Here is a 22,179-nt window from a genome sequence, read left to right on the forward strand (position 1 = left end):
CTTGTACGTGGAGAGCACCGTCGCGATGATCATCAGGCTGGTCGAGACGGCGGGTGCGATCACCAGGTCGGCACGGTCCCGGGTGGGTAGTGCGGCGCCCAGGTCACCGGCGTGGCGCAGGTTCGGGGTGAGCAGGAACAGGACCAGTCCGACCATCACCGTGGTGAGCACGAGTTTGACCAGTACCCAGCGGTAGCGCAGCAGACCCCATGGGGTGAGGAGGGCGCTGGCGACACCGATCAGCCAGACCAGCACGCTCAGCGGCGCGAACAGCACGGTGCCGAGCAGCGCGGTGACCGGGTAGACGGTGGCCGGGTCGGCGCCGCGCTGCACCGCCACGCCGAGGGTGAGCAGCACCAGGTCGGTGCCGAGCCAGCCGAGGGAGGTGACCAGGTGCAGGGTGAGCAGCGCCTTGCGGGCGGTGGGTGGAATTCGAGGCATACCCCGGATGCTGCCCGCCGGGCCCGGCCGGGTCGTCCGACGGCCGGCGACGTCCGGTGTACGCCCGCTGACGTACCCGTGGCCGGCACCCCCCGGGTGAGGCGGGCGCCGGCCACGGGTGGGGTCAGTACACCGACAGGTGCACGTGGTTGGTGTGGTCGCTGGCCGGGTCGCCACCCGCCCCGCTGTACGACTTCCATCCGCTGCTCGGCAGCCAGATCTGCCGGTACCAGATCACGTAGAGCACGGCGAGCCGGTCGGCGTTGCGGATGAAGTACGCGGCCAGGTTGTTGCCGTACGTCTTGTCGGCGCCGGTGGCGTCACCGCCGAAGCCGCCCTTGGCCGCGGCGAAGTCGCAGGCCCGACCCTTGGGGTGTTCGCCGGAGCCGCCGGAGCGGTGACAGGAGACGTAATGGGTGAAGCCGGCTGCCTTGGCCTGGTTGAGGGCGTGCAGGGTGCGGGGGGTGATGCAGCCGCTGGCCGGGGTGGGGTCGTTGATGCTGCACGATTCCGATGGCCAGGAGCCGTCGGAGTTGCGCGGCGCGGCCGTGGCGTTGGCGCTGGAGGTGCCCCGGTTGGTGCCGGTGTCGGCGGTGGTCTGCGGTTTGGGCGTGGTGGCCACGGTGAGAGCCCGTTCGGCCTGTTCCTTGCGCTTGGCCATCACCGCGACCTGCTTGCGCTGCTCGCGGATCTCGCCGTCCAGGGCGACCCGGGTACGGGTGGCCTCGTCCCTGGTGGTGAGCAGGTCGCGCAGCACCCGGTCCTCGTTGGCGGCGACCGCGTCCAGGGCGGCGGCCCGGTCCATGAAGCCTTCCGGGGTGTTGCTGTTGAGCAGCGCCGACATCGCGCCGAGGCGGCCGGTGCGGTAGGCCAGGCCGGCGATCTCGCCGACCTTGCCGCTGCGGACGTTCAGTTCGGCCTCGGTGGTCTTCAGCTGGGTGGTGAGCTGTTGCTGGCGCTGCAGCGAGGTGTCCAGGGCGCGCTTGGCGTCCAGGTAGCCCTTGCTGGCGGCTTCCAGTTGGGCCCGGAGGGCGGGGGTGCCGCCCTCCTCGTCACCGTCGGGCGCCGCGGCGGCCCGTTGGCCGGTCGGGGGAGCGGCCGAGGCGGTGCCGGGCGGGAGTGCGATGCCGAGGGCCAACATCGCGACGATCAGGGCCGCCAGGCGGGCGGCGGGTGGTCGTGCTGGTGCCACTACGCATGTCCTTCCGTCAGCCGCCGACCGGGTTAGCTGACGGGTTCGGGACGGAAGATCCCTACCGCTGACGCGGATGCACCCCAGGAACATGGTTCCCCGGTTCGCCCGCTCGGGCGATTAGGCGGCGGCCGCCACCGGCGCCGGGTGGGCGCCGCCTGGTGGAGGCCGGGACCGAGCCTACCGGTGCTGGTGGGGCCGCTGCAGCCGATGTGACGGACGGTGCGTACGTCGTCACGAAAAACTCGGACGAATCCGAGTGAATCTCCTGAAATGCCGTCACCACTCGACCGAACCGCAGGCACCGGGTGCGGCACCGGGTTCGATCTGCAGCGTGGCGTGCTCGATCCGGAAGTCCTCGTGCAGGGCCGTGCGCGCGGCGCTGAGCACCGTGCCGACCTCGGCGCCGGGTGCCATGGTCAGGTGCGCGGAGGCCACCTCCATGCCCGAGGTGAGCGTCCAGACGTGCAGGTCGTGCACCTCGACCACGCCGGGAACCGCGGCGAGTCGGTCGTGTACGGCGGTGACCTGGAGGTGCTCCGGGGCGGCCTGCACCAGGATGCGGACGGCGGCCCGGCCGAGTCGCCAGGTGCGCGGCAGGATGAACACGCCGATGGCGACCGCGACCAGTGGGTCGGCCCACCACCAGTCGGTGACCGTGATGAGCAGTGCCGCGCCGATCACGCCGAGCGAGCCGAGGAGATCGCCGAGCACCTCCAGGTAGGCCCCCTGGAGGTTGATGCTCTCCCGGGCGCCCGCGCGGAGCAGGGCGAAGGCGGCCACGTTGGCGAGCAGGCCGAGTACGGCGACCGTGAGCATCGGGCCGGTCAGCACCTCGTGCGGATCGCCGAACCGGCCGATCGCCTCGATCACCACGTAGACCGCCACGCCGGAGAGCAGGGCGGCGTTGGCCAGCGCGGCGAGCACCTCGAGGCGGTAGAGCCCGAAGGTGCGCTGCGGGTCGCCGGTCGTCCGCCGGGTGGCGGTGATCGCGGCGAGCGCCATGCCGATGCCGAGCACGTCGGTGAACATGTGCCCGGCGTCGGAGAGCAGAGCCAGCGAGCCGGTGTGCAGGGCCGCCACGGCCTCGACCACCATCAGGGTGGCGAGCAGCCCGAACGCCGCCCAGAGCCGGCCCCGGTGCTGCTGCGCCGCGTTGGTGACCGACGCGTGGTGGTGGTCATGACCTGCGCCCACGAAATCCACCCTCCGTCGCCAGTCGGGACCCGGTCAAATGTATGCGCACATCGCTATGTATGCAAGTGTACGGTCGACGGGCGGCCGACGGTGCCCGCCAGGGCGGATCAGCCGGTCGGGTCGATGGTGGTGAGCCGCTGCGTGGCCCGGGAGAGCGCGACGTAGAGCGTCCGTACGCCGGCGCCCGGATCCGCCCGGATCTCGCTCGGAGCCACCAGCACCACCCCGTCGTACTCCATGCCCTTGGCCTCCAGGCTGGTCACCACCTGCAGGCGCGGCGCGCCGAGCGTGCCCAGCCAGCCGGCGACCTCGTCGCGGCGGGGGACCGGCGTGATCACCCCGACCGTGCCGTCCACCTCCGCCAGCAGGGCGGTGGCGGCCTCCACGACGGCGGTCTCCAACCCGGTCGCCGGCACCACCAGCTCGACCGGGTCGACCCCGGTGGAGCGGACGGCGGTCGGCAACGGCAGGTCCGGGTAGAGCCGGCGGATCTCCGCCGCCGCCACCGCGAAGATCTCCGAGGAGTTGCGGTAGTTGGTGGTGAGCGTGAAATCGGCCCGCTTGCGCCGGCCCAGCGCCTGGTCGCGCGCACGGGTCAGCTCCTCCGGGTCACCGGTCCACGCCGTCTGCGCCGGATCGCCCACCACCGTCCAGGAGGCCAACCGGCCGCGCCGGCCGATCATGCGCCACTGCATCGGCGAGACGTCCTGCGCCTCGTCGACCACCACGTGCGCGTACTCCCGGTAGTCCTCCGGCCGCTCCCGGGCCGCCGCCCGGGCGGCCCGCTGCCGGTCCGCGGCGGTGCTCAGCTCGCGGACCCCGCCCGCGAGCTGGAACGGGTCGCGCCGGGCCCGCGCCGGCTGCGCCGGCCGGCCGAGCAGGGCGTCCAGCTCGTCCAGCAGCGCCACGTCGGCGATGGTCAGACCCGTGGAGTCCAGATCCCGGTACGCCGCGCCCAGCAGCCGGATCTCCGCGCCGGAGAGGATCCCGCCCGCGTAACGGCGCAGGCGCTCCGGCCGGGCCAGCCAACCGAGCACGTGCCGGGGGTGCAGCCGTGGCCACCACGCCTTGAGGAACTCGCGGAACTCCGGCCGCTCGGCGACCTCGTCCTCGAAGGCCCGCTGCTCCGGCAGCCGGCCGATGTTCAGCCGGCGGGCCTGCGCCCAGAGCGCGGCGAACACCCCGTCGAAGCCGGCCCGGCGTACCTCGTTGCGCCGCGCGCCCCGGTGCAGCACGCGATCCCGGATCCCGTCCAGCTCGGCCCGGTCCAGTCGCAGTAGCGAACCCCGGTACAACAGTCGCAACTCGCCCGGACCGCCCGGCACCGCGTCGCGCACCGCCCGCTCCAACACCCGGCGCATCCGCAACGAGCCCTTCACCGCCGCCACCTCCGGCGGGTCGGTACGGGTGGCGGTCATGCCGGGGAAGAGCGTCCCCAGCGAGTGCAGGGTCGCGGTGTCCTCACCGAGCGACGGCAGCACCGAGGCGATGTACTCGACGAAGACCGAGGACGGGCCGACCACCAGGATGCCGCCGCCGGCGTACCGGCTGCGGTCGGAGTACAGCAGGAAGGCCGCCCGGTGCAGGGCGACCGCGGTCTTGCCGGTGCCCGGGCCGCCGGCGACGATCGTCACCCCGGAGCTGGGCGAGCGGATCGCCTCGTCCTGCTCCCGCTGGATCGTCGCCACGATGTCGCGCATGCCCCGGCCGGTGGCCCGGGACAGGGTGGCCAGCAGCGCGCCGTCGCCGACCACCGTCATCCCCTCGGGGGCGGCGCTCGGGTCGAGCAGGTCGTCCTCGATGCGGGTGACCTGCTCGGCGCGGGACTGGATGGTGCGGCGACGCACCACGCCCAGCGGCTGGTTCGGGGTGGCCTGGTAGAAGGCGGCGGCGGCCGGCGCGCGCCAGTCGACGACCAGCGTGGTGGCGTTCTCGTCGCGGATGCCGAGCCGCCCGACGTGCAGCGTCTGACCCTCCCGCAGGTCCAGCCGGCCGAAGACCAGCCCCTCGTGCTCGGCGTCGAGGGTATGCCGCCGCTGCGCGGCGTGGAAGACCATCGCGTCGCGCTCGACGAGCGCGCCGAACGTGCCCACCCGCGCCATCCGGTAGCCGTCCCGCTCGGCCAGTACCGCCGACCGGCGCAGCTCGGCCAGCCGGGCGTACACCCGGTCGAGGTGCCGTTGCTCGACGGCGATCTCCTGCTCCAGGACGGTCTGGTCGGTCAACGCACGCTCCTTCGGGGTCGCCGGCAAGCGGCGCGAACCGCGCGGGCCAACCGCAGAAGGGTACGGCCCCCGGCCCGGCCCGCCGCGCCCGAGGTGCGCGAACGTGGCTCAGGCACCCGCGCCGGCGGTGGTCGCGCCGCCCAGTCGCGGCGGCGCCTCGGCGAGTACGCGGTGCAGGACGCCGGTCAACGCGGCGTTCACCTCGTCCGGGCGTTCCATCATCAGCATGTGACCGGCACCCGGGCAGACGGTCAGCTCGGTGGCCGGTAGGGCCGCGGCGATCGACTCGGCGCACGGCGGCGGGGTCAGCCGGTCCCGGTCGCCGACCAGGGCGGCCGCCGGCAGGTGAGCCAGCGCGGCGAGAGTGTCCAGCCGGTGCTGGGCGCCGATGGACGCGCGGAAACCGCCGATGGAGCGCAGCGAGGCGCGGGCCACCGCCGAGGTCACCAACCGGATGTCGGCCGGTTCGCAGTGGTTGCCGAAGAGCATCCACCGGATGCTGGGTCGCAGGGCGCGCAGCAGCGCCCGGGGTGCCCGCCAGGACCCGCAGCGGGCCAGCACTCCCGCGCCGGTCGTCTCGGCCAGTCGGATCAGTCGGGCGATCCGCGGCGAGAGCCCGTACACCGTGTGCGTGTGCCCCTCGGCGGTCGTCGAGACGAAGACCAGCCCGGCCGTGCGGGCGGCGAAGTGCGCGGGGTGGCGGTGCGCGTACTCCATGATCGTCATACCGCCCATCGAGTGCCCCACCAGGACGATCCGCCCGGACGGCGCCACCGTGTCGATCACCGTGGCCAGGTCGTCGCCGAGTTGGGCCAGGGTGGCTGTCGGCAGTGCCATGCAGCTGGACCGCCCGTGGCCCCGCGCGTCGTAGGTGACCACCCGCACCCCGCCGGCGGGCGCGCTGAGTGGGTCGACCTGCCGGTGCCAACTGCGGCCGTCGAGCGTCCAGCCGTGCAGCAAAATGGCCGTGACCTGGGCATCTGCCGGCCCTGCCGCCTCCACGTGCAGCCGCACACCGTCGGGCAGACCGACCTCGAACCGCTCCGGCATCGCCACCTCCCCCAGGGCCGCCCGGCACCACCAGCACCGGGATACCCGGCGGTAACACCGGCTACCCGCCAGCAGACCACGTCAATCGCGCCGTGGCGAACATTCCCGACCCCGCCCGTGACCCGCGAACGGCGGGCCAAGCTGAACGGCATGGAGTCGGCGGGACAGGGGCGGCAGGCCGGCGGCACGCCCCGCGCCGCGCTGGCCGAACTGCTCGCCGGCAACCGACGGTTCGTCAGCGGACAACCGATCCACGGACACGACGTCACGGCCGCCGCGGCGACCGCCTCCGGCGACCAGCAGCCGTACGCCGTGGTGCTCGGCTGCATCGACTCACGGGTGCCGCTGGAGGCGATCTTCGACCAGACCTTCGGTGCGATCTGCGTGATCCGTACCGGTGGGCACGTGCTCGACCGCGCCGTCTGCGGCTCCATCGAGTACGTCGTGGGCCAACTCGGCGTACCGCTGGTGATGGTGCTCGGCCACGAGCGGTGCGGCGCGGTCGGCGCCGCGGTGGACGCGCTGCGTGGCGGGGAACGTCCCGGAGGCTCCCTCGCCCACCTGGTCGACGAGATCGCGCCGGCGGTCCTGGAGGTGGGGCTGGACGACCCGGCGGTGCTCCCGCTGGCGATCCGCCGGCACGTCCGGCGCACGGTGGACGCGCTGCGGGTCGACGACCTCCTCGCCGGGCCGGTCGCCGCGCAGCGGGTGGCCGTGGTGGGCGGCCTCTACGACCTGGCCACCGGCGAAGTCGCCCTGCTCGACCCGACCTGAACGGCGCGGCCCGGCCCGGCCCCGGTGCGGCCCGGCGCCACGTGGCCCGGCCGCGGTCGAGTCAGGGCGCGCGCCGAACCCTGTCGCTACGGGTGCGGACGCGAAACCGCCCGCCGGGACATCCCGGCGGGCGGTTTCAGGCGTTGCGGTGGGGGAGGGCTCAGCCCTCGAAGACGCCGGCCGCGACCAGACGCTTCTCGGTGGCCTCCCAGCCGTCGTTCGGGTGGGTGGTGGCCAGGGTGTTGATCTCCGCCCGGATCTTGGCGGCGTGGCCGGCGGCGGCCAGCACCCGGATCTCCTCGACGAAGGCGTCGGAGTCGGTGCGCAGGTGCGCGGTCTTGCCGTTGGTCAGGTTCCGCACGTAGGCGTGCTTGCCGCCGTTGAGCGGGATGAGGTACTTGAACTCGCCCAGCACGCTGAGGGCGCCACCCTGGCCAGCCTGGCCGGCCCGGACGGACGCGCGCGCGGTCTTAGAGGTGTTGCTCGCCACGGAGGTACTCCTTGCAAGACGTACGGGAGGACTGGACGTCCGGGGGCTGTGTGCGGGCCACACAGACTCGGCCCGCGAAGGTGTAACGCGGCATAAGCCGCCGGTGGAACTGTACACGACCACGACATCAGGCTGGTCGTCGCGGTGTCCTGAGAGGCAACGGAGACCACCCGTCCGGCTATTCCACCCGGCGTTTTTTCCGATTCCCTGGCGCACCATCCGTCACACAAGTCATCATGTGTTGCAGCAACCACTCGGTGGACGAGGTCGTAGGGGAAGACGCACCTCGCTCTCCGGGAGGTCACCGTGCCAACGCGTGGCGTCGTATACGTCCACTCGACCCCGCTCGCCGTGTGCTCGCACGTCGAGTGGGCGATCGCGCGCGTCCTAGCCGCGCCGGTCAACCTGCAGTGGACGACTCAGCCCGTCGATCCCGGCGCCCGCCGGGCCGAATGCGGGTGGACCGGCCGTCCGGGAACGGGCGCCGAGCTGGCTGCTGCCCTACGGCAGTGGCCCATGATCCGTTTCGAGGTGACCGAGGAGCCGAGTCCCGGCGTGGACGGCGAACGCTTCATGTACGTGCCGGCCCGTGGCCTGTTCCGGGCCACCGTCGGCGCGGCCGGTGACATCCAGCTCGGCGAGGACCGGCTGCGGGCGCTGATGGCTGGCTCCCGTGCCCCGGAGGCGCTGGCGCACGCCCTGGACAAGGCGCTCGGCACTGCCTGGGACGCCGACCTGGAGCCCTATCGCTACGCCGGTGACGGCGCCCCGGTGACCTTGCTCACCAGGGTCGGTTGACCCGGGCGCCGGTCACCTGCCCGCATGCCGTCCGGCCGGCCACCTGTCCCGGCCGACCGGTAAGGTCAAGTTGCCCCGATAAGGGGGAACTGGTGGGATAGGCGGCGTGCCGATTCGCCCGCGTCGCGCCAGCGTCGCCGTCGCCGCCCTGACCGCCCTGCTCGCCTCCGGCTGTACGGGTTCCCCGGACCGCCCCGAGCCGACGCCCGGCCCGACCGGCACCTCCGCCGGTCCGAGCGCACCCGCCGCGTCGACGCCGCCCGGTGATCCCGCCGCCCGTGCCGCCGCCCTGGCCGCCACGCTCTCCGACGAGGATCTGGTCGGCCAGGTGCTGATGCCGTACGCGTACGGCGACTCCGCGACGAAGGTCTCACCCGGCTCGGCGGCCGGCAACCAGGCCCTCGCCGGTGTCGACACCCCCGCCGAGATGATCGCCCGGTACCGGCTCGGTGGGCTGATCCTGGTCGGCTTCAGCGCCGACGACCCGACCAAGGGCAACCAGGAGACCACCAACGTCGACAACCCGAAGCAGGTGCACGACCTCACCGCGGGGCTGCGCGCCGCCGCCGGCCGGCTCGCCACCGGCCCGGCACCCTTCCTGGTCGGCACCGACCAGGAGTACGGCGTCGTCACCCGCATCACCGACGGCGTCACCGTGCTGCCCAGCGCCCTCGCGGCCGGGGCGGCCGGCGACCCGAAGCTCACCGAGGCCGCCTGGCGGGCCGCCGGCGCCGAGCTGGCCGCCATGGGGATCAACGTGGACTTCGCCCCGGTGGCCGACGTGCTGGCCACCCGCAGCACCGTGATCGGCTCCCGGTCGTACGGCGCGGACCCCAAGCAGGCCGCCGCGCAGGTCGGCGGCGCCGTCCGGGGCCTGCAGGCGGGTGGCGTGGCGGCCACCCTGAAGCACTTCCCCGGGCACGGCCACAGCGCCGACGACTCGCACCAGGACCTGCCGGTGCTCACCCAGTCCGCGGCGGCCCTGCAGAGCGGCGCGTGGCCGCCGTTCACCGCCGGTATCGACGCCGGGGCGATGGCCGTCATGTCCGGCCACCTGGACGCGCGGGCCATCGACCCGGGCATCCCGGCGACCTTCTCGCACAAGCTGCTCACCGACGTGCTGCGCGGCCAACTCGGCTTCCAGGGCGTCGTGATCACCGACGGGATGAACATGCCGCCGGCCAAGCGCTGGGCCCCCGGCGAGGCCGCCGTCCGCGCGTTGAACGCCGGCAACGACCTGATCCTGATGACCCCGAACGTCGGCCAGGCGTACGACGGGCTGCTCGCCGCGCTGCGCGGTGGGTCGCTGCCCCGGACCCGGCTCGTCGAGGCCGTCACCCGGGTGCTCACCATGAAGTTCCGGCTCGCGGAGCTGCCCACCGCGCCGATGTCCACGCTCAACATCCCGGCGCACCGGTCGGCGGCGGAGGCGCTGGCCGCCGGTGCGGTCACCGTGCTGCGGGGCGCCTGCGGCGGCGCGATCCGTGGGCCGGTGACCGTCACCTCGTCCGACGGTCGGGACGGCACCCGGGCGGCGCTCACCGCCGCCCTGACCGAGGCCGGTGTGTCGGTCAAGGCCAGCGGCGGCACGGTCGTGCACCTGGTGGGCTACGGCGACGGCACCGCCGATCTGCGCGCCGACGCCGCCGTCACGGTCGCCATGGACACCCCGTACGTGCTGGCCAAGGCCACGTCGCCGACCCTGCTGGCGACGTACTCCTCCAGCCGGGCGTCGATGACCGCGTTGGCCGCCGTGCTGGCCGGCAAGGCCCGACCGGGCGGCCGGTCCCCGGTGGCGGTGCCCGGCCTGCCCGCCACGACCTGCGGCACCTGACCCGTCCGACCGTTCCCGGGCCGGCGCGCGCGGAAAACGCCTCGCGTCGGCGACGCCGGCCTGGGAGCCTCGAGGCCATGTCAGCGGCACAGGGCTTCCGGTACGACCAGCGTGCCGACGGCACGGTGGTGATCACGCACCACGGGCGGGTGGCCGGCACGTTGCGCGGCGCCCGGGCGGCGGAGTTCCTCGCCGAGGTCGACGACGACCCGCAGCTCGTGATGGCCCGCTGGACCGGCAACTACCGGCGGGGCAACGAGCGCACCGCGAAGCAGCACCCCCGCAACCGGGCCTGAACGCCCGGAAGGGCCCCCGCTCGTGCGGGGGCCCTTCCAGGTCGATGGAGCGGCGGCCTCAGGGGCGCGTGAACACCAGAGCCACGTTGTGACCACCGAAGCCGAACGCGTTGTTCAACGCGGCGGGGATCTCCATGTGGCGCGGCTTGTGCGCGGCTACCTCAAGGGTGAGCCCCGGCTCCGGGTCGTCCAGGTTGATCGTCGGAGGCACGACACCGTCGCGGATGGCCAGGATGGTGGCGATCGACTCCAACGCGCCGGCCGCACCGAGCAGGTGACCGGTCATCGACTTCGTCGCGGCCAGCACCGGGTGGTCGCCGAGCGCCTTGTGCAGCGCGCCGATCTCCAGCATGTCGCCGACCGGGGTCGACGTGGCGTGCGCGTTGACGTGCACGATGTCCCGCTTGGCGACGTCCGCGTCCGCGATCGCCTTGGCGATGGCCCGGATGGCGCCCTCACCCTCGGCATGCGGCTGCACCATGTCGTACGCGTCGGACGTGATGCCGGCGCCGGCCAGACGCGCGTACACCCGGGCACCCCGGGCTGCGGCGTGGTCGGCACGCTCCAGCACCACGATGCCGGCGCCCTCGCCCAGGACGAAGCCGTCGCGGCCGGTGTCCCACGGGCGGGAGGCCCGTTCCGGCTCGTCGTTGCGGGTCGACATGGCCCGCATCGAGCTGAACCCGGCGATCGGCAGCGGGTGGATGACCGCCTCGGTGCCGCCGGCCACCACCACGTCGGCCCGGCCGGCGCGGATGATGTCCAGGCCCAGAGCGATCGCCTCGGCACCGGTGGCGCAGGCGCTGGCCACCGAGTGGACGCCGGCCTTGGCGCCCAGCTCCAGCCCGACCCACGCGGCCGGACCGTTCGGCATCAGCATCGGGATGGTGTGCGGGGACACCCGCCGCGGCCCGGACGCCTCCAGGACGTCGTCCTGGGCGAGCAGGGTGATGGCACCGCCGATGCCGGAGCCGACGCTGACCGCCAGGCGTTCACCGTCGAGGCCGGAGTCGGCCAGGCCGGCGTCCGCCCAGGCCTGCTGGGCCGCGATGAGCGCGATCGCCTCGGAGCGGTCCATCCGGCGCAGCTTCACCCGGTCGAGCACCTCGGACGGGTCCACGGCCAGCTGGGCGGCGATCCGGACCGGCAGTTGCTCGGCCCACTCCTGGGTGAGGGCAGTCACCCCGGAGCGGCCGGCGAGCATGGCGTCCCAGGTCGACGCGACGTCCCCGCCAAGCGGGGTCGTCGCGCCGAGCCCGGTGACGACGACGTCAGGACGACTCATGATCAGGACTGCGCCTCGATGAAGCTGACGGCGTCGCCGACGGTCTTCAGGTTCTGCACCTCGTTGTCCGGGATCTTGACGCCGAACTTCTCCTCGGCCGCCACGACGACCTCGACCATGGAGAGCGAGTCGACATCAAGGTCGTCGGTGAAGGACTTCCCCTCGGCCACGTCGTCCGGGTTCACCCCGGCAACCTCTTCGAGGATCTCGGCGAGGCCGGTGGTGATTTCGTCACGGGTCATTGCGGTTGGTTCCTTTCATCGGGGGTTGTCCGACGGTCGGCGTCGCCGACCGCCACTCCTGGAGCGCGTACGCGCCCGAGGGGATCTCAGGGGCAGCGGACGACCTGACCGGCGTAGGTCAGGCCGCCGCCGAAGCCGAACAGCAGCACCGGTGCGCCCGAGGGCACCTCCCGCCGCTCGACCAGCTTGGACAGGGCCAGCGGGACGCTCGCCGCCGAGGTGTTGCCGGACTCGACGATGTCCTTCGCGATGATCGCGTCGGGGATGTTGAGTCGCTTGGCGATGCCGTCGATGATCCGCGCGTTGGCCTGGTGCGGCACGAACGCGGCCAGCTCCGACGGGTCGACCCCGGCGCGCTCGCACGCCTGCAGGGCCAGCGGCGCCAGCGCGGTGGTGGCCCAGCGGAAGACCGACTGCCCCTCCTGCTGGATGTACGGGCGCCAGCCCTCGATGCGTACCGCGTCGCTCTTCTCCGGCGCCGAACCCCAGACCACCGGACCGATGCCGGCCGGCTCGTCGTCGGGGCTCGCGGTCACCACCGCGGCGCCGGCGCCGTCGGCGAAGATGATGCAGGTGGAGCGGTCGGTCCAGTCGGTGAAGTCGGAGAGCTTCTCGGCGCCGATGACGATCGCGTTGCGCGACGCCCCGGCGCGGATGGCGTGGTCGACGATGCCCAGCGCGTAGGCGAAGCCCGAGCAGGCGGTGTTGACGTCGAACGCGCCCGGGGCGGTGATGCCCAGCTTCGCGGCGACCCGGCAGGCCACGTTGGGGCTGCGGTCGATCGAGGAGCAGGTGGCGACGACGACGAGGTCGATGTCGGCGGCGCTCAGACCCGAGTTGGCGAGCGCCTTGCCGGCGGCGGCGGTGGCCATGTCGGCGACCGTCTCGCTGTCGGCGATCCGGCGGCTGACGATGCCGACCCGGTCCCGGATCCACTCGTCGTTGGTGTCGACGAGCTGGGCGATGTCGTCGTTGGTCACCACTCGCGAGGGCTGGTAGTGCCCCATCGAGACGATGCGGCTGCCAGTCATGAGAGACCTCCGATGGGGGCGAGCGGTTGGCCCGGCGTGCCGTGCCGGGCGATCAGGTCCCGTGCGGCCGGCAGGTCGTCCGGGGTGTTCAGGGTGACGATCTCCGGGGCGCCGTCGCCCTTCAGTTCGCGCTTGACCAGGCCGGCGAGCGTGCCCGCCGGGGGCAGCTCGATCACGCCGGTCACCCCGAGGTCGGCCAGCGCGCGCATGCACAGGTCCCAGCGGACCGGGGCGGTGACCTGGCGGACCAGACGCCGCACCATCTCCTGGCCGTCGTCGACGGCGGTGCCGTCGAGGTTGGACAGCAGGATCCGGGCCGGGTCGGCGGGGGTGATCCCGGCGGCGACCGCGGCGAGCGCGCTCTCGGCCGGTGCCATGTACGGGGTGTGGAACGCGCCGGCCACCTGGAGCCGGATGATCCGGGTCTTCGCCGGCGGTTCGGCGGCGAGCTTGTCCAGCCCGTCCAGGGCGCCGGCGGCGACGATCTGGCCGGCGCCGTTGCGGTTGGCGGGGTGCAGCCCGTGGGCGGCGATGGCGGCGAGCACCTCGTCGGGGTCGCCGCCGAGCACGGCCGCCATGCCGGTCGGCTCCAGCGCGCACGCCGCGGCCATCTCGCGACCGCGTACGCCGGCGAGGGTGATCGCGGCCTCGGCCGACAGGACCCCGGCCAGTGCCGCGGCACCCAGCTCGCCGACGCTGTGGCCGGCGGTGAGGGTCACCTCGTGCAGCGGCAGGTGCTCGGCGGCGAGCAGCGCCGCGGCGACGAGCAGCGGCTGGGTGCGGGCGGTGTCCTTGATCTCGTCGGCGTCGGCGGTGGTGCCCAGGTGCACCAGGTCGACCCCGGCCAGCGCGGACCACGAGCGCAGGCGCGCCTCGGTGCCGGTCAGGTCGAGCCAGGGGGTCAGGAAGCCGGGTTTCTGGGAACCCTGGCCAGGACTAAGTACGGCGAGCACGACTATGACTCTCCCGGATACGCGTGGGTAACGCTGTGCCGGCCTCGACCAAACCACACTAGAACCTTTGGAGACTTCCTACAAAGATCGTCGGTGGTCATCATCGGTTTGGGCGGTTTTCCGGGCGGCCGGGGTCAATGTCTGGGTCGGGACCGTCGAGGTCACCGGGACCGGATCCAGCCGGCCGACGGTCAGCGCCACCTGGAGGGCGAACGCGTCGCGGGGCGACAGCGGCGAGAAGCCGGTCACCTCGGCGATGCGGCGCAGCCGGTACCGCACCGTGTTCGGGTGCACGAACAGCGCCCGTGCGGCGCTCTCCAGCGTGCCGCCGGCCGCCAGGAACGCGTCCAGGGTGCCCAGCAGCTCGCCCCCGACACGCACCAGCGTCGCGTACACGTCGTGCCGCAGCCGGCGGCGTGCCTCCGCGTCGCCGGCGAGAGCCCGCTCCGGCAACAGGTCGGCGGCCGGCACCGGCCGGGGGGCCGTCGGCCACGCCGGTGCCGCCCGGAAGCCGGACAGCGCGGCGCGCGCCGACTCCGTCGCCTCGTCCAGGCTCGGCACCGCCGGACCGACCACCACCGGGCCGTCCCCGAACGCGTCCAGCAGCTTGGCCGTCGCCGTCAACGGGTCCGGTGCGCCGCCCAGCACGATCACCAGCCGGTCGCCGTGCACACCGCCGATCACCTCCACGCCGATCCGGCGGGCCTGGCGGTAGACCACGTGCAGCACGGCGGAGACCTCCCCGCCGGGGGAGCGGCCGACCGCCACGGCGACCGGTGGCGCGTCCGCCCAGCCCAGCGCGGCGGCCCGGCTGGCCAGCACGTCGGGCGAGTCGCCACGCAGCAGCGCGTCGACCAGCAGGGCCTGCAACCGGGCGTCCCACGCGCCGCGCGACTCGGCGGCCCGCGCGTACACCCGGGCGGCGGCGAACGCGATCTCCCGGGAGAAGCGCAGCACCGCCTCGCGTAGCTGCTGCTCCTCGCCCTCGGCGGCCAGGTGCGACACCTGCTCCTCGACCACGTCGATGGTCACCTTGATCAACGCCACGGTCTGCTGGAGGGTGATCGACCGGGCCAGCGCCTGCGGAGCGGCGGCGAAGACCTCGTCGGAGACCTCCTGGGTGCTGTCCGCCGTGCCGCCACCGTCCTGCAGCCACTGCACCAGCGACCGGGCGCCCGCCTGGGCCACCAGCATCACCCAGGAACGCTGGTCGGCCGGCAGGGCGCGGAACCAGGGCAGGGTGTCGTCCATCCGGGCCACGCTCGCGGTCGCGAGGGCTCCCGCCGCGCGTTCGATCCGGCGCAGCGTGGCCGTCAGCTCTCCACCGCCGCGCGTACCCACGGGCCTAGCCTGACACGCGCTGACCTGGATCTTCCGGTCGGGCCGGGGTGGGCGCGGTCACGGCGGCGCGGGCAGGCCCACCTCCTGGGCCAGGATCGCGGCCTGCACCCGGCTGCGCAGGTCCAACTTCGCCAGGATCGGTACGCGCACCCCGCGCCGAACCGGCGGACGCCCCGGGGGGAGCACTGGCCCCCGGGGTACGCCGTGCACGCCCGTCGGTCCCGGCCAGTACGGTGACAGGGCACGTCGGGGGAGCACCCGCGGGTGAGTGTGAGCGTGAGGAGACCGGGATGGCGCACGGGGAGGCCGAGCACGGCTGCGCCCAGGGCGAGCCCTGCCGGCCGGGGCACCACGACCTGCAGTCGGCGAAGCACCGCCGGACGACCGGAGGCGCGGCAGCGCACCCGACGGAGCCGCTCGCCGGCCGGCCGGACGACGAGAGTGCGCTCCCGCGGCAGCGCTCCGCGGAGCCCGCGGCGCTGGCCGAGCCCGAGTTCGACGTTCCGGCTGGTTGCCTCAGCGAACTTCCTGGATGGGCGGGGGCCCACCGGCACGGCCCGGTCCGGCCGCGTCAGCGGGCCACCCGTCGAGAGCGCCCGCCGCGCCGCTGGTGCTGACCCGGGCCGCCCCGGGCGGGGTCAGCGGGTGCGGCGGCGGATGAGCAGCGCGATCCCGGCGAGGCCGACCGTGATGGTCAGCATCACCGCGACGTTGAGCAGCAGCAGGTGCTGCAGCTCGCCGAGCGCCTCGTCGAGATCCTTGGCGGGGTCGAGAGTGTCTTCCGGGAGCACCCTCTCGCCGCCGCCCACGCCGCCGCTGACCGTGTCGAACTGCCGCTCCAACGGCACCCCGGCACTGCGCAGCGTCTCGGACATGTTGAGCCGGCCGAGGAACCAGCCGGCGCTGGTCTTGTGCCCGTCCGGCTGCTTCGCCGGGCGGAAGATCCGGGGGCCGCCGGCCGCCGCGGGGTACAGGTCGTAGGTCTGCTTCGGGGTGTCGCCGACGAGCACCACGACCGTGTACTTCGGACCGAGGTCGGCCGCCTTCGGCCCGCTCGATGCGCCGGTGCGACCGAGGAAGTTGACCTGGTCGATGACCGCGACCACGAGTTCGGGCTGTGTGTCCGCGCGCAGCCGAAGCGGCTCGGGCAGATCCGTGCCGGTGATGTCCACCCCGGCGGGCGGCGGCGCCGGCGCCGCGGCGGCCGGTCCGGCGGTGCCGAACGACAGCAGCGCCGCCGCCAGCGTCCCCGCCAGCACAGCGGCCCACCGCCTCATCTGTCGGACCATCCCGCCTCCTCGCCCCGTTCGATGGATGGCTTCGTCGTAACGTCCGGACGGTCGGCCGGTGACGACACCGACCGGGCGGTCGGGCCCACTCTCACAGACTCGCAGAACGTCGATGATGTGCAGCTTGTGGAACAGTAATTGGAACTATCTGCGATCTCTGCTCGACTAATGAGGAGCGGTTTGATCAGCGGGCGGATCGTACCCTTACGGAGGGGTTCATGGGGGGCAGGGTTACACGTTTGGGACGGGTCATGCCAGTGGTGATCGGCGTGGCGTTCGGTGTGTCGTTGCTGGCTCCGGCGACGCCGGCCGCCGCACACAACGAGCTGACCGGCAGCGATCCGAGCAACGGCGCCCGGGTGGCCACCGCGCCCACCCGGATCCAGCTCCGTTTCCTGGCGAAGCCGGACCCCGCTACGACGAAGATCACAGTAACCGGACCGGACACTGTGGTCGCTGGCGGCCCGCCGGCGTTCGCCGGCAGTCGGGTGAACGTGCCGTTCAAGCCCGGCGCCGCCGGGCTCTACATCGTCGGTTACCAGGTCACGTCCGGTGACGGGCATCCGGTGAAGGGCGAGGTGCGGTTCACCCTCACCACCGGCACCGCCGCCGGCCCGTCCGCCACGCCGTCGGTCGGCGGCACCGCCGCGACCGGCTCACCCTCGGCCGGCCCGTCGACCGTCGGGCCGTCCTCGGCCCCGACGGGCAGCTCGACGGCGTCCGCCGTGCCGGCGGCGTCGCAGCGGTCCGACTCCGGGAGCCGTTGGTGGCTCTGGGCGCTCGGCGGCCTGGTGCTGCTCGCCGCCCTGGCCGCGGGCCTCGTGTTCCGCCGCCGGCGCGGGGCGCGGTGACGACGGGACGCCCGGGCTTGATCAGGTGCTGAGAAGGAGGGGTCAGGGCCGCCCCTGACCTGCTTCTCAGCACCTGATCACCGCAGCGCCGGTGGGCGGCGGCCGGTCGGTCAGACCAGGCGGAGGCGTGCGGCGCGCATCCGGGCCAGGGTGCGCTCGCGGCCGAGCACCTCCAGCGACTCGAACAGCGGCAGGCCGACGGTGCGGCCGGTGACCGCGACCCGTACCGGCGCCTGCGTCTTGCCGAGCTTGAGGCCACGCTCGGTGCCGACCGCCTCCAGCGTCGACTTCAGCGACTCGGCGTCCCAGGACTCCAGAGCCTCGAAGGCCGCGACGGCGTCGTCCAGCAGCTCCGCCGAGCCGTCCTTCATGGTCTTGGTCCAGGCCGCCTCGTCGATCAGCGGTGAGGCGAGGAAGAGGAAGTCGACGTTCGGCACGATCTCACTGAGCACCGCGAGCCGGGTCTGGGCCAGCGGTGCCACCGCGGCGAACGCCTCGGCGTCGTACTCCTCGGGCTGCCACGGGGGCGGCGCGATGGTGCCGGTGCCGGTCAGCCACGGCTGGCAGGCGTCGATGAACTCGGCCACCGGCAGCGCCCGAATGTACTCACCGTTGAACGCGCGCAACTTCTTCTCGTCGAAGAACGCGGGGGAGGGGTTGACCTCCTCCAACCGGAACTCGTCCTCGATGACCGACCAGGGGACGATCTCCCGGTCGCCGGAGGGCGCCCAGCCGAGCAGCATGAGGTAGTTGCGCATCGCGCCGGCGAGGTAGCCCTCCTCGCGGTACGCCTCCAGGGCCACCTTGTCCCGGCGCTTGGAGAGCTTCTGCCGCTTCTCGTTGACGACCACCGGCACGTGCGCCCAGACCGGTGGCTTGACCCCGAGGGCGTCCCAGAGCAGCTGCTGCTTGGGGGTGTTGGGCAGGTGCTCCTCGGCCCGGATCACGTGGGTGATCCCCATGGTCATGTCGTCGACGACGTTGGCCAGCAGGAAGACCGGCGAGCCGTCGCCCCGGGCGATGACGAAGTCCTCGATGAGCTTGTTCTCGAAGGTGGGCTCGCCCCGGATCAGGTCGACGACCACTGTCGTGCCCTCGTCCGGCGTACGGAAGCGCAGCGCGTGCCCCGGACCCGGGCCGAGGCCACGGTCGCGGTGGTAGCCGTCGTAGCCCTGGTACTGCGAGCCGGTGCGGGCCTGCACGTCCTCGCGGGTGCAGTCGCAGTAGTAGGCGCGGCCCGACTCGTAGAGCCGTGCGGCGGCGGCGCGGTGCTCGCCGGCGTTCTCCGACTGGAAGTACGGGCCCTCGTAGCTGCCCCGGGAGATGCCGATCCAGTCCAGCGCGGAGAGGATGCCCTCGGTCCATTCGGGCTTGTTGCGCGCCGCGTCGGTGTCCTCGACGCGCAGCACGAACACCCCGCCCTGCTGCTTGGCGTAGATCCAGTTCTGCAGCGCCGAGCGGGCGCCGCCGACGTGGAACATACCGGTCGGGGAGGGGGCGAAGCGCACACGTACTGTCACGTCCCCCAGCCTACGGCGCTACGCGACTGCTTTCCGCCACGCCCCCTGGCTCACCGGACTGAGCGGATCTTGACGACCAGGGCGCTGCCGACCAGGGTCACCACGGCGGTGACCGCGTAGAGCGTCGGATAGCCGCCCAGGTGGACGACGAGCGGCGCGGAGAGCGCCGGCCCGAGCACCTGCGGCGCGGAGTTGGCAATGTTGATCACGCCGAGGTCCTTGGCCCGGTCGGTGGCCCGGGGCAGCACCTGGGTGATCAACGCGGCGTCCACCGAGAGGTAGACGCCGTAGCCGGCGCCGAGCAGCAGCGCGGCGACGATCGCCATCGGCCAGATTGGCGCGACGGCGAGCAGCAGCGCGGCCACCGCCATGATCAGGCCGGAGGCGATCACGTAGACCTTGCGTCGCCCGGAGCGGTCGGACAGCCGTCCGGCGACCACGGCGGTCAGCATCATGCCGAGCGTGTACAGCAGGATCAGCACCAGCAGGCCACCCTCGGGGTCGGGGTGGCGCACCCCGTCGGTGAGGAAGTACAGCAGGTACAGGGTGCCCAGGGCGTTGCCGAGCTGGACCAGGAACCGGGTGATCCAGGCCCAGGCGAAGTCCGGGTGCCGGCGCGGGCTGATCCACATCGACGCCAGCAGCGCCCGCGTGCGCAGCGCCGGCCGGTGCGCGCGGGGCAGCGGGTCGTCGGGCGTGAACAGCGCGAACGGCAGCGACAGCAGCAGGATGGCCACCGCGATCGCCAGATAGCCGGCGGCGTTGCCGGTGACCACGGCGGTGACCAGCACCGCGCCGAGCACCAGCCCGAGCGCCTGCGGGATGCCCACCCAGCCGGACACCCCGCCACGCTGCGGCACCGGAACCCGGTCCGGGATGGCGGCGGTCAGGCTGGCCAGCATCGCGTTGAAGCACACCTGGGCGGCGACCCAGCCCAGCGCGACCCCGGCGATGGTGCGCTGCTGGGCCAGCAGCACCAGCGCCGCCGCGCCGAGCACCGCGCCGCCGGCGGTCCAGACGTGCCGCCGGCCGAACTCCCGGCCGAGGATGCGCAGGCAGGTCCGGTCGGACAGCGCGCCCGCGAGGGGGTTGGCGAGCACCGCGGCCAGCGCGCCCAAGCCGGTGACCACGGCCAGCATGATCTCCTTGGCGCCGGGCGCGATCTGCTCGATCTGCTGCGGCAGCAGCACCTGGATCGGGGTGAAGAACGCCATCCACACGCCGAGGTTGGCCGCGAAGATCAGCCCGATCCAGCCGCGCCGCACCGGCACGGTCGGCTCGGCGAGCGCCGCCGGCAGCGACGTCGGCGTCGGGTCGACGGTGGTCATCGTGCCGACCCCGGCCGGCTGGCCGCGAGCACGTCCCGCAACCAGGTGTACGACGACTTCGGCGTACGCGTCTGAGTGTCGTAGTCGACGTGCACCAGACCGAAGCGCTTGGTGAACCCCTCGGCCCACTCCCAGTTGTCCAACAGCGACCAGACGAAGTACCCGCGGACGTCGACTCCGTCGTCGATGGCGGCCCGCACCGCCCGCAGGTGCCCGTCGAGGTACGCGATCCGCTCCGGGTCCGCCACCTGCCCGTCGGCGTCCGGCACGTCGTCGTACGCGCAGCCGCTCTCGGTGACCTCGATGGGCGGCAGCGCGTCGCCGTACGTGTCACGCAGCCAGCCGAGCAGCTCGCGCAGCCCGTCCGGTGCCACTGGCCAGTCGAAGGCGGTACGCGGGTAGCCGTCCAGCGCGACGAGGTCGAACGGCAGCGGGGAACCCTCCTCGGCGGCCCGTACACCGGTGGGGTTGTAGTAGTTGACCCCGAGCACGTCGAGGGGCGCGGCGATGGTCTCCAGGTCGCCGGGGTGGATGACGCTCGCGTCGAAGCCGGGCAGGTCCGGGTAGCCGCGGCCGAGCAGCGGATCCGTGAAGAGCCGGTTGTGCAGCGCCTCGTACGCGGCGCCGGCGGCCCGGTCGGCGGCGGTGTCGCCGAGCACCCGCACCGGGGAGTAGTTGTTGGCGATCGCCACCGGGCTGCCGCTGCGGGCGCGCAACGCGGCGACCGCGAGCCCGTGCCCGAGCAGCTGGTGGTGGGCCACCGGAAAGGCGTCGAAGAGCAGCATCCGGCCGGGGGCGTGCACGCCCATCCCGTAGCCGAGGCTCATGTGGATGAACGGCTCGTTGAGGGTGATCCACAGCCGGACGCGGTCACCGAGGCGGGCGGCGGTGAGATCGGCGTATTCGGCGAAGCGGGCGGTGGTGTCGCGGTGCAGCCAGCCGCCGGCGTCCTCCAGGGGCTGGGGCAGGTCCCAGTGGTAGAGGGTGGCCACCGGGTCGATGCCGGCGGCCAGCAGTTCGTCGACCAGCCGGTCGTAGAAGTCCAGACCGGCGGCGTTGGCCGGGCCGGTGCCGGTGGGCTGCACCCGGGGCCAGGCGATGGAGAACCGGTACGCGGAGACGCCCAGGCCGGCCATCAGCGCGACGTCCTCGGCGTACCGGTGGTAGTGGTCGCAGGCGACCTCGCCGCTGCTGCCGTCGCTGATCCGGCCGGGGGAGTGCGCGAACGTGTCCCAGATGGACGGCCCGCGTCCGTCGACCGTGGCGGCGCCCTCGATCTGGTGCGCCGAGGTGGAGACACCCCAGCGGAAGCCGGCGGGGAACTGGGGCATCGGTGCGGTCGGCATGCGCCCTCCCGATCAACGTGAAACGTGTTCGGGACTCTAGGGCGCTGTCGATGAATGCGCCATAGGCCGGCTTGGCGCATTCCGCAATGGTTGATCGGCGTGTCTTTTTCCGAACCCGTCCAGGTAAGTCCGATTTAGCGCATAGAGTGCCGATATCGTGGGATGTCCTCACTGGAGGAAAGACGGAAATGATCCTCGTGGAACGCAGTGCGCACGTGGCGGCGCCGGTGGAAGTGGTCTGGGACGTCGTACAGCGGGCCGAGCAGTTGCCGGCCTGGCTGGCGGGAGTCCGCGCGGCCGAAGTGCTCTCCGGAGAGGGCTTCGGACGGCGGCAGTTGGTCCAGGCGGGGCGCGGTTCGGCGCATGAGGCCGAGGTGATCGCCTACCAGGAGCCGAACCTGATCGGCTGGCGGGAACGGGCCAAGGGCGCCGGTGCTCGCGCGGAGGCGCGCACCGAGATCTACGTCCAGCTCACTCCCGACGAGGAGGAGGAGGGCGGGACCATCGTGCGGCTCATCGTGGTCCGCTGGCCGGCCGGTCCGGTCAAGGCGGCCCTGCTGCGCCTGGGGCTGCGCCGGGTGGGCGCCGACCTGGAGGACTCGCTGGCCCGGTTGACCGACCTGGCCGCCGTCGGCTGACAGCGCCCGTCCTCCCGGCGTCCCCCGCGTAGGCGGTGGTCCGGATCCCAGCCAGGGA

22 protein-coding genes and 1 riboswitch are annotated in these 22,179 nt (G+C 73.2%); of the genes, 7 read left to right on the plus strand and 15 right to left on the minus strand.

Annotated features, from left to right (window positions below):
* The 5 genes from F8271_RS18765 to F8271_RS18785 form a co-directional block, all read right to left on the minus strand.
* A partial coding sequence (locus tag F8271_RS18765; RefSeq protein WP_151491064.1) for a DUF2269 domain-containing protein occupies positions 1-441 on the minus strand: 441 nt, incomplete at its 3' end.
* 124 nt (positions 442-565) lie between these two features.
* Positions 566-1,633 carry a coiled-coil domain-containing protein gene (locus F8271_RS18770; RefSeq protein WP_370461930.1) on the minus strand — a complete coding sequence of 356 codons (1,068 nt, stop codon included), beginning with the start codon at positions 1,631-1,633 and terminating at the stop codon, positions 566-568.
* A 5-nt stretch (positions 1,634-1,638) separates the two neighbouring features.
* A riboswitch (cyclic di-AMP (ydaO/yuaA leader) is annotated at positions 1,639-1,770 on the minus strand.
* Between the two features lie 142 nt (positions 1,771-1,912).
* Positions 1,913-2,830 carry a cation diffusion facilitator family transporter gene (locus F8271_RS18775; protein ID WP_151491065.1) on the minus strand — a complete coding sequence of 306 codons (918 nt, stop codon included), beginning with the start codon at positions 2,828-2,830 and terminating at the stop codon, positions 1,913-1,915.
* 107 nt (positions 2,831-2,937) lie between these two features.
* On the minus strand, positions 2,938-5,055 hold the full coding sequence (locus F8271_RS18780; RefSeq protein ID WP_151491066.1) for an AAA family ATPase: 2,118 nt from the start codon (positions 5,053-5,055) through the stop codon (positions 2,938-2,940).
* Positions 5,056-5,163: 108 nt separating this feature from the next.
* A complete protein-coding gene (locus tag F8271_RS18785) occupies positions 5,164-6,105 on the minus strand; it encodes an alpha/beta fold hydrolase (protein WP_151491067.1) in 942 nt (313 codons plus the stop codon).
* 150 nt (positions 6,106-6,255) lie between these two features.
* Between F8271_RS18785 and F8271_RS18790 the strand changes: the two genes are divergently transcribed.
* Positions 6,256-6,879: a carbonic anhydrase gene (locus F8271_RS18790; protein ID WP_151491084.1), complete on the plus strand. Its 624-nt coding sequence runs from the start codon at positions 6,256-6,258 to the stop codon at positions 6,877-6,879.
* A gap of 160 nt (positions 6,880-7,039) precedes the next feature.
* On the opposite strand, the gene F8271_RS18795 is transcribed toward F8271_RS18790, so the two are convergent.
* Positions 7,040-7,369, minus strand: a complete 330-nt coding sequence (locus F8271_RS18795; RefSeq protein WP_151491068.1) for a hypothetical protein — start codon at positions 7,367-7,369, stop codon at positions 7,040-7,042.
* 306 nt (positions 7,370-7,675) lie between these two features.
* Here F8271_RS18795 and F8271_RS18800 point away from each other — a divergent pair, with 306 nt between their 5' ends.
* The 3 genes from F8271_RS18800 to F8271_RS18810 all read left to right on the plus strand — a co-directional run bounded on the left by F8271_RS18800 (position 7,676) and on the right by F8271_RS18810 (position 10,297).
* Positions 7,676-8,167, plus strand: a complete 492-nt coding sequence (locus F8271_RS18800) for a DUF3145 domain-containing protein (RefSeq protein WP_151491069.1) — start codon at positions 7,676-7,678, stop codon at positions 8,165-8,167.
* 97 nt (positions 8,168-8,264) lie between these two features.
* Positions 8,265-10,001, plus strand: coding sequence for a glycoside hydrolase family 3 protein (locus tag F8271_RS18805; RefSeq protein WP_151491070.1), 1,737 nt, complete (start codon positions 8,265-8,267; stop codon positions 9,999-10,001).
* Positions 10,002-10,078: 77 nt separating this feature from the next.
* Entirely contained in the window at positions 10,079-10,297 is a 219-nt protein-coding gene (locus F8271_RS18810; protein ID WP_151491071.1) for a hypothetical protein, read from the plus strand.
* Positions 10,298-10,355: 58 nt separating this feature from the next.
* On the opposite strand, the gene fabF is transcribed toward F8271_RS18810, so the two are convergent.
* The 5 genes from fabF to F8271_RS18835 all read right to left on the minus strand — a co-directional run bounded on the left by fabF (position 10,356) and on the right by F8271_RS18835 (position 15,179).
* Complete coding sequence (fabF, locus tag F8271_RS18815) at positions 10,356-11,582, minus strand: beta-ketoacyl-ACP synthase II (protein WP_151491072.1); 1,227 nt, start codon at positions 11,580-11,582, stop codon at positions 10,356-10,358.
* A gap of 2 nt (positions 11,583-11,584) precedes the next feature.
* Positions 11,585-11,824 (minus strand): acyl carrier protein, encoded by a 240-nt coding sequence (locus F8271_RS18820; protein ID WP_007463517.1) that lies wholly within the window; start codon positions 11,822-11,824, stop codon positions 11,585-11,587.
* An 86-nt stretch (positions 11,825-11,910) separates the two neighbouring features.
* Positions 11,911-12,855 carry a beta-ketoacyl-ACP synthase III gene (locus F8271_RS18825; protein WP_151491073.1) on the minus strand — a complete coding sequence of 315 codons (945 nt, stop codon included), beginning with the start codon at positions 12,853-12,855 and terminating at the stop codon, positions 11,911-11,913.
* A complete protein-coding gene (locus F8271_RS18830) occupies positions 12,852-13,808 on the minus strand; it encodes an ACP S-malonyltransferase (protein ID WP_151491074.1) in 957 nt (318 codons plus the stop codon). Before F8271_RS18830 ends, F8271_RS18825 begins: the two co-directional genes overlap by 4 nt.
* A gap of 78 nt (positions 13,809-13,886) precedes the next feature.
* The gene (locus tag F8271_RS18835) at positions 13,887-15,179 is read right to left on the minus strand and encodes a helix-turn-helix domain-containing protein (protein ID WP_225854617.1); all 1,293 of its coding nucleotides are present in this window, start codon (positions 15,177-15,179) and stop codon (positions 13,887-13,889) included.
* A 260-nt stretch (positions 15,180-15,439) separates the two neighbouring features.
* Between F8271_RS18835 and F8271_RS18845 the strand changes: the two genes are divergently transcribed.
* On the plus strand, positions 15,440-15,766 hold the full coding sequence (locus tag F8271_RS18845) for a hypothetical protein (RefSeq protein WP_151491076.1): 327 nt from the start codon (positions 15,440-15,442) through the stop codon (positions 15,764-15,766).
* A 21-nt stretch (positions 15,767-15,787) separates the two neighbouring features.
* Here F8271_RS18845 and F8271_RS18850 read toward each other — a convergent pair whose 3' ends face one another.
* Positions 15,788-16,438 (minus strand): hypothetical protein, encoded by a 651-nt coding sequence (locus F8271_RS18850; protein ID WP_151491077.1) that lies wholly within the window; start codon positions 16,436-16,438, stop codon positions 15,788-15,790.
* Positions 16,439-16,689: 251 nt separating this feature from the next.
* Here F8271_RS18850 and F8271_RS18855 point away from each other — a divergent pair, with 251 nt between their 5' ends.
* Positions 16,690-17,289, plus strand: coding sequence for a copper resistance CopC family protein (locus F8271_RS18855; protein WP_225854616.1), 600 nt, complete (start codon positions 16,690-16,692; stop codon positions 17,287-17,289).
* A gap of 110 nt (positions 17,290-17,399) precedes the next feature.
* On the opposite strand, the gene gltX is transcribed toward F8271_RS18855, so the two are convergent.
* From gltX to F8271_RS18870, 3 genes are read right to left on the minus strand one after another with little or no spacing between them, the layout of a single operon-like run.
* Entirely contained in the window at positions 17,400-18,809 is a 1,410-nt protein-coding gene (gene gltX / locus F8271_RS18860) for a glutamate--tRNA ligase (protein WP_151491079.1), read from the minus strand.
* Positions 18,810-18,859: 50 nt separating this feature from the next.
* Positions 18,860-20,137, minus strand: a complete 1,278-nt coding sequence (locus F8271_RS18865) for an MFS transporter (RefSeq protein ID WP_151491080.1) — start codon at positions 20,135-20,137, stop codon at positions 18,860-18,862.
* Complete coding sequence (locus F8271_RS18870) at positions 20,134-21,483, minus strand: GH1 family beta-glucosidase (RefSeq protein ID WP_151491081.1); 1,350 nt, start codon at positions 21,481-21,483, stop codon at positions 20,134-20,136. Before F8271_RS18870 ends, F8271_RS18865 begins: the two co-directional genes overlap by 4 nt.
* Positions 21,484-21,671: 188 nt before the next feature.
* On the opposite strand from F8271_RS18870, the gene F8271_RS18875 reads away from it, so the two are divergent.
* Positions 21,672-22,121, plus strand: coding sequence for an SRPBCC domain-containing protein (locus F8271_RS18875; RefSeq protein WP_151491082.1), 450 nt, complete (start codon positions 21,672-21,674; stop codon positions 22,119-22,121).
* Positions 22,122-22,179: the final 58 nt, after the last annotated feature.

The sequence above is a fragment of the Micromonospora sp. ALFpr18c genome, assembly GCF_008868155.1.
Lineage (GTDB): Bacteria > Actinomycetota > Actinomycetes > Mycobacteriales > Micromonosporaceae > Micromonospora.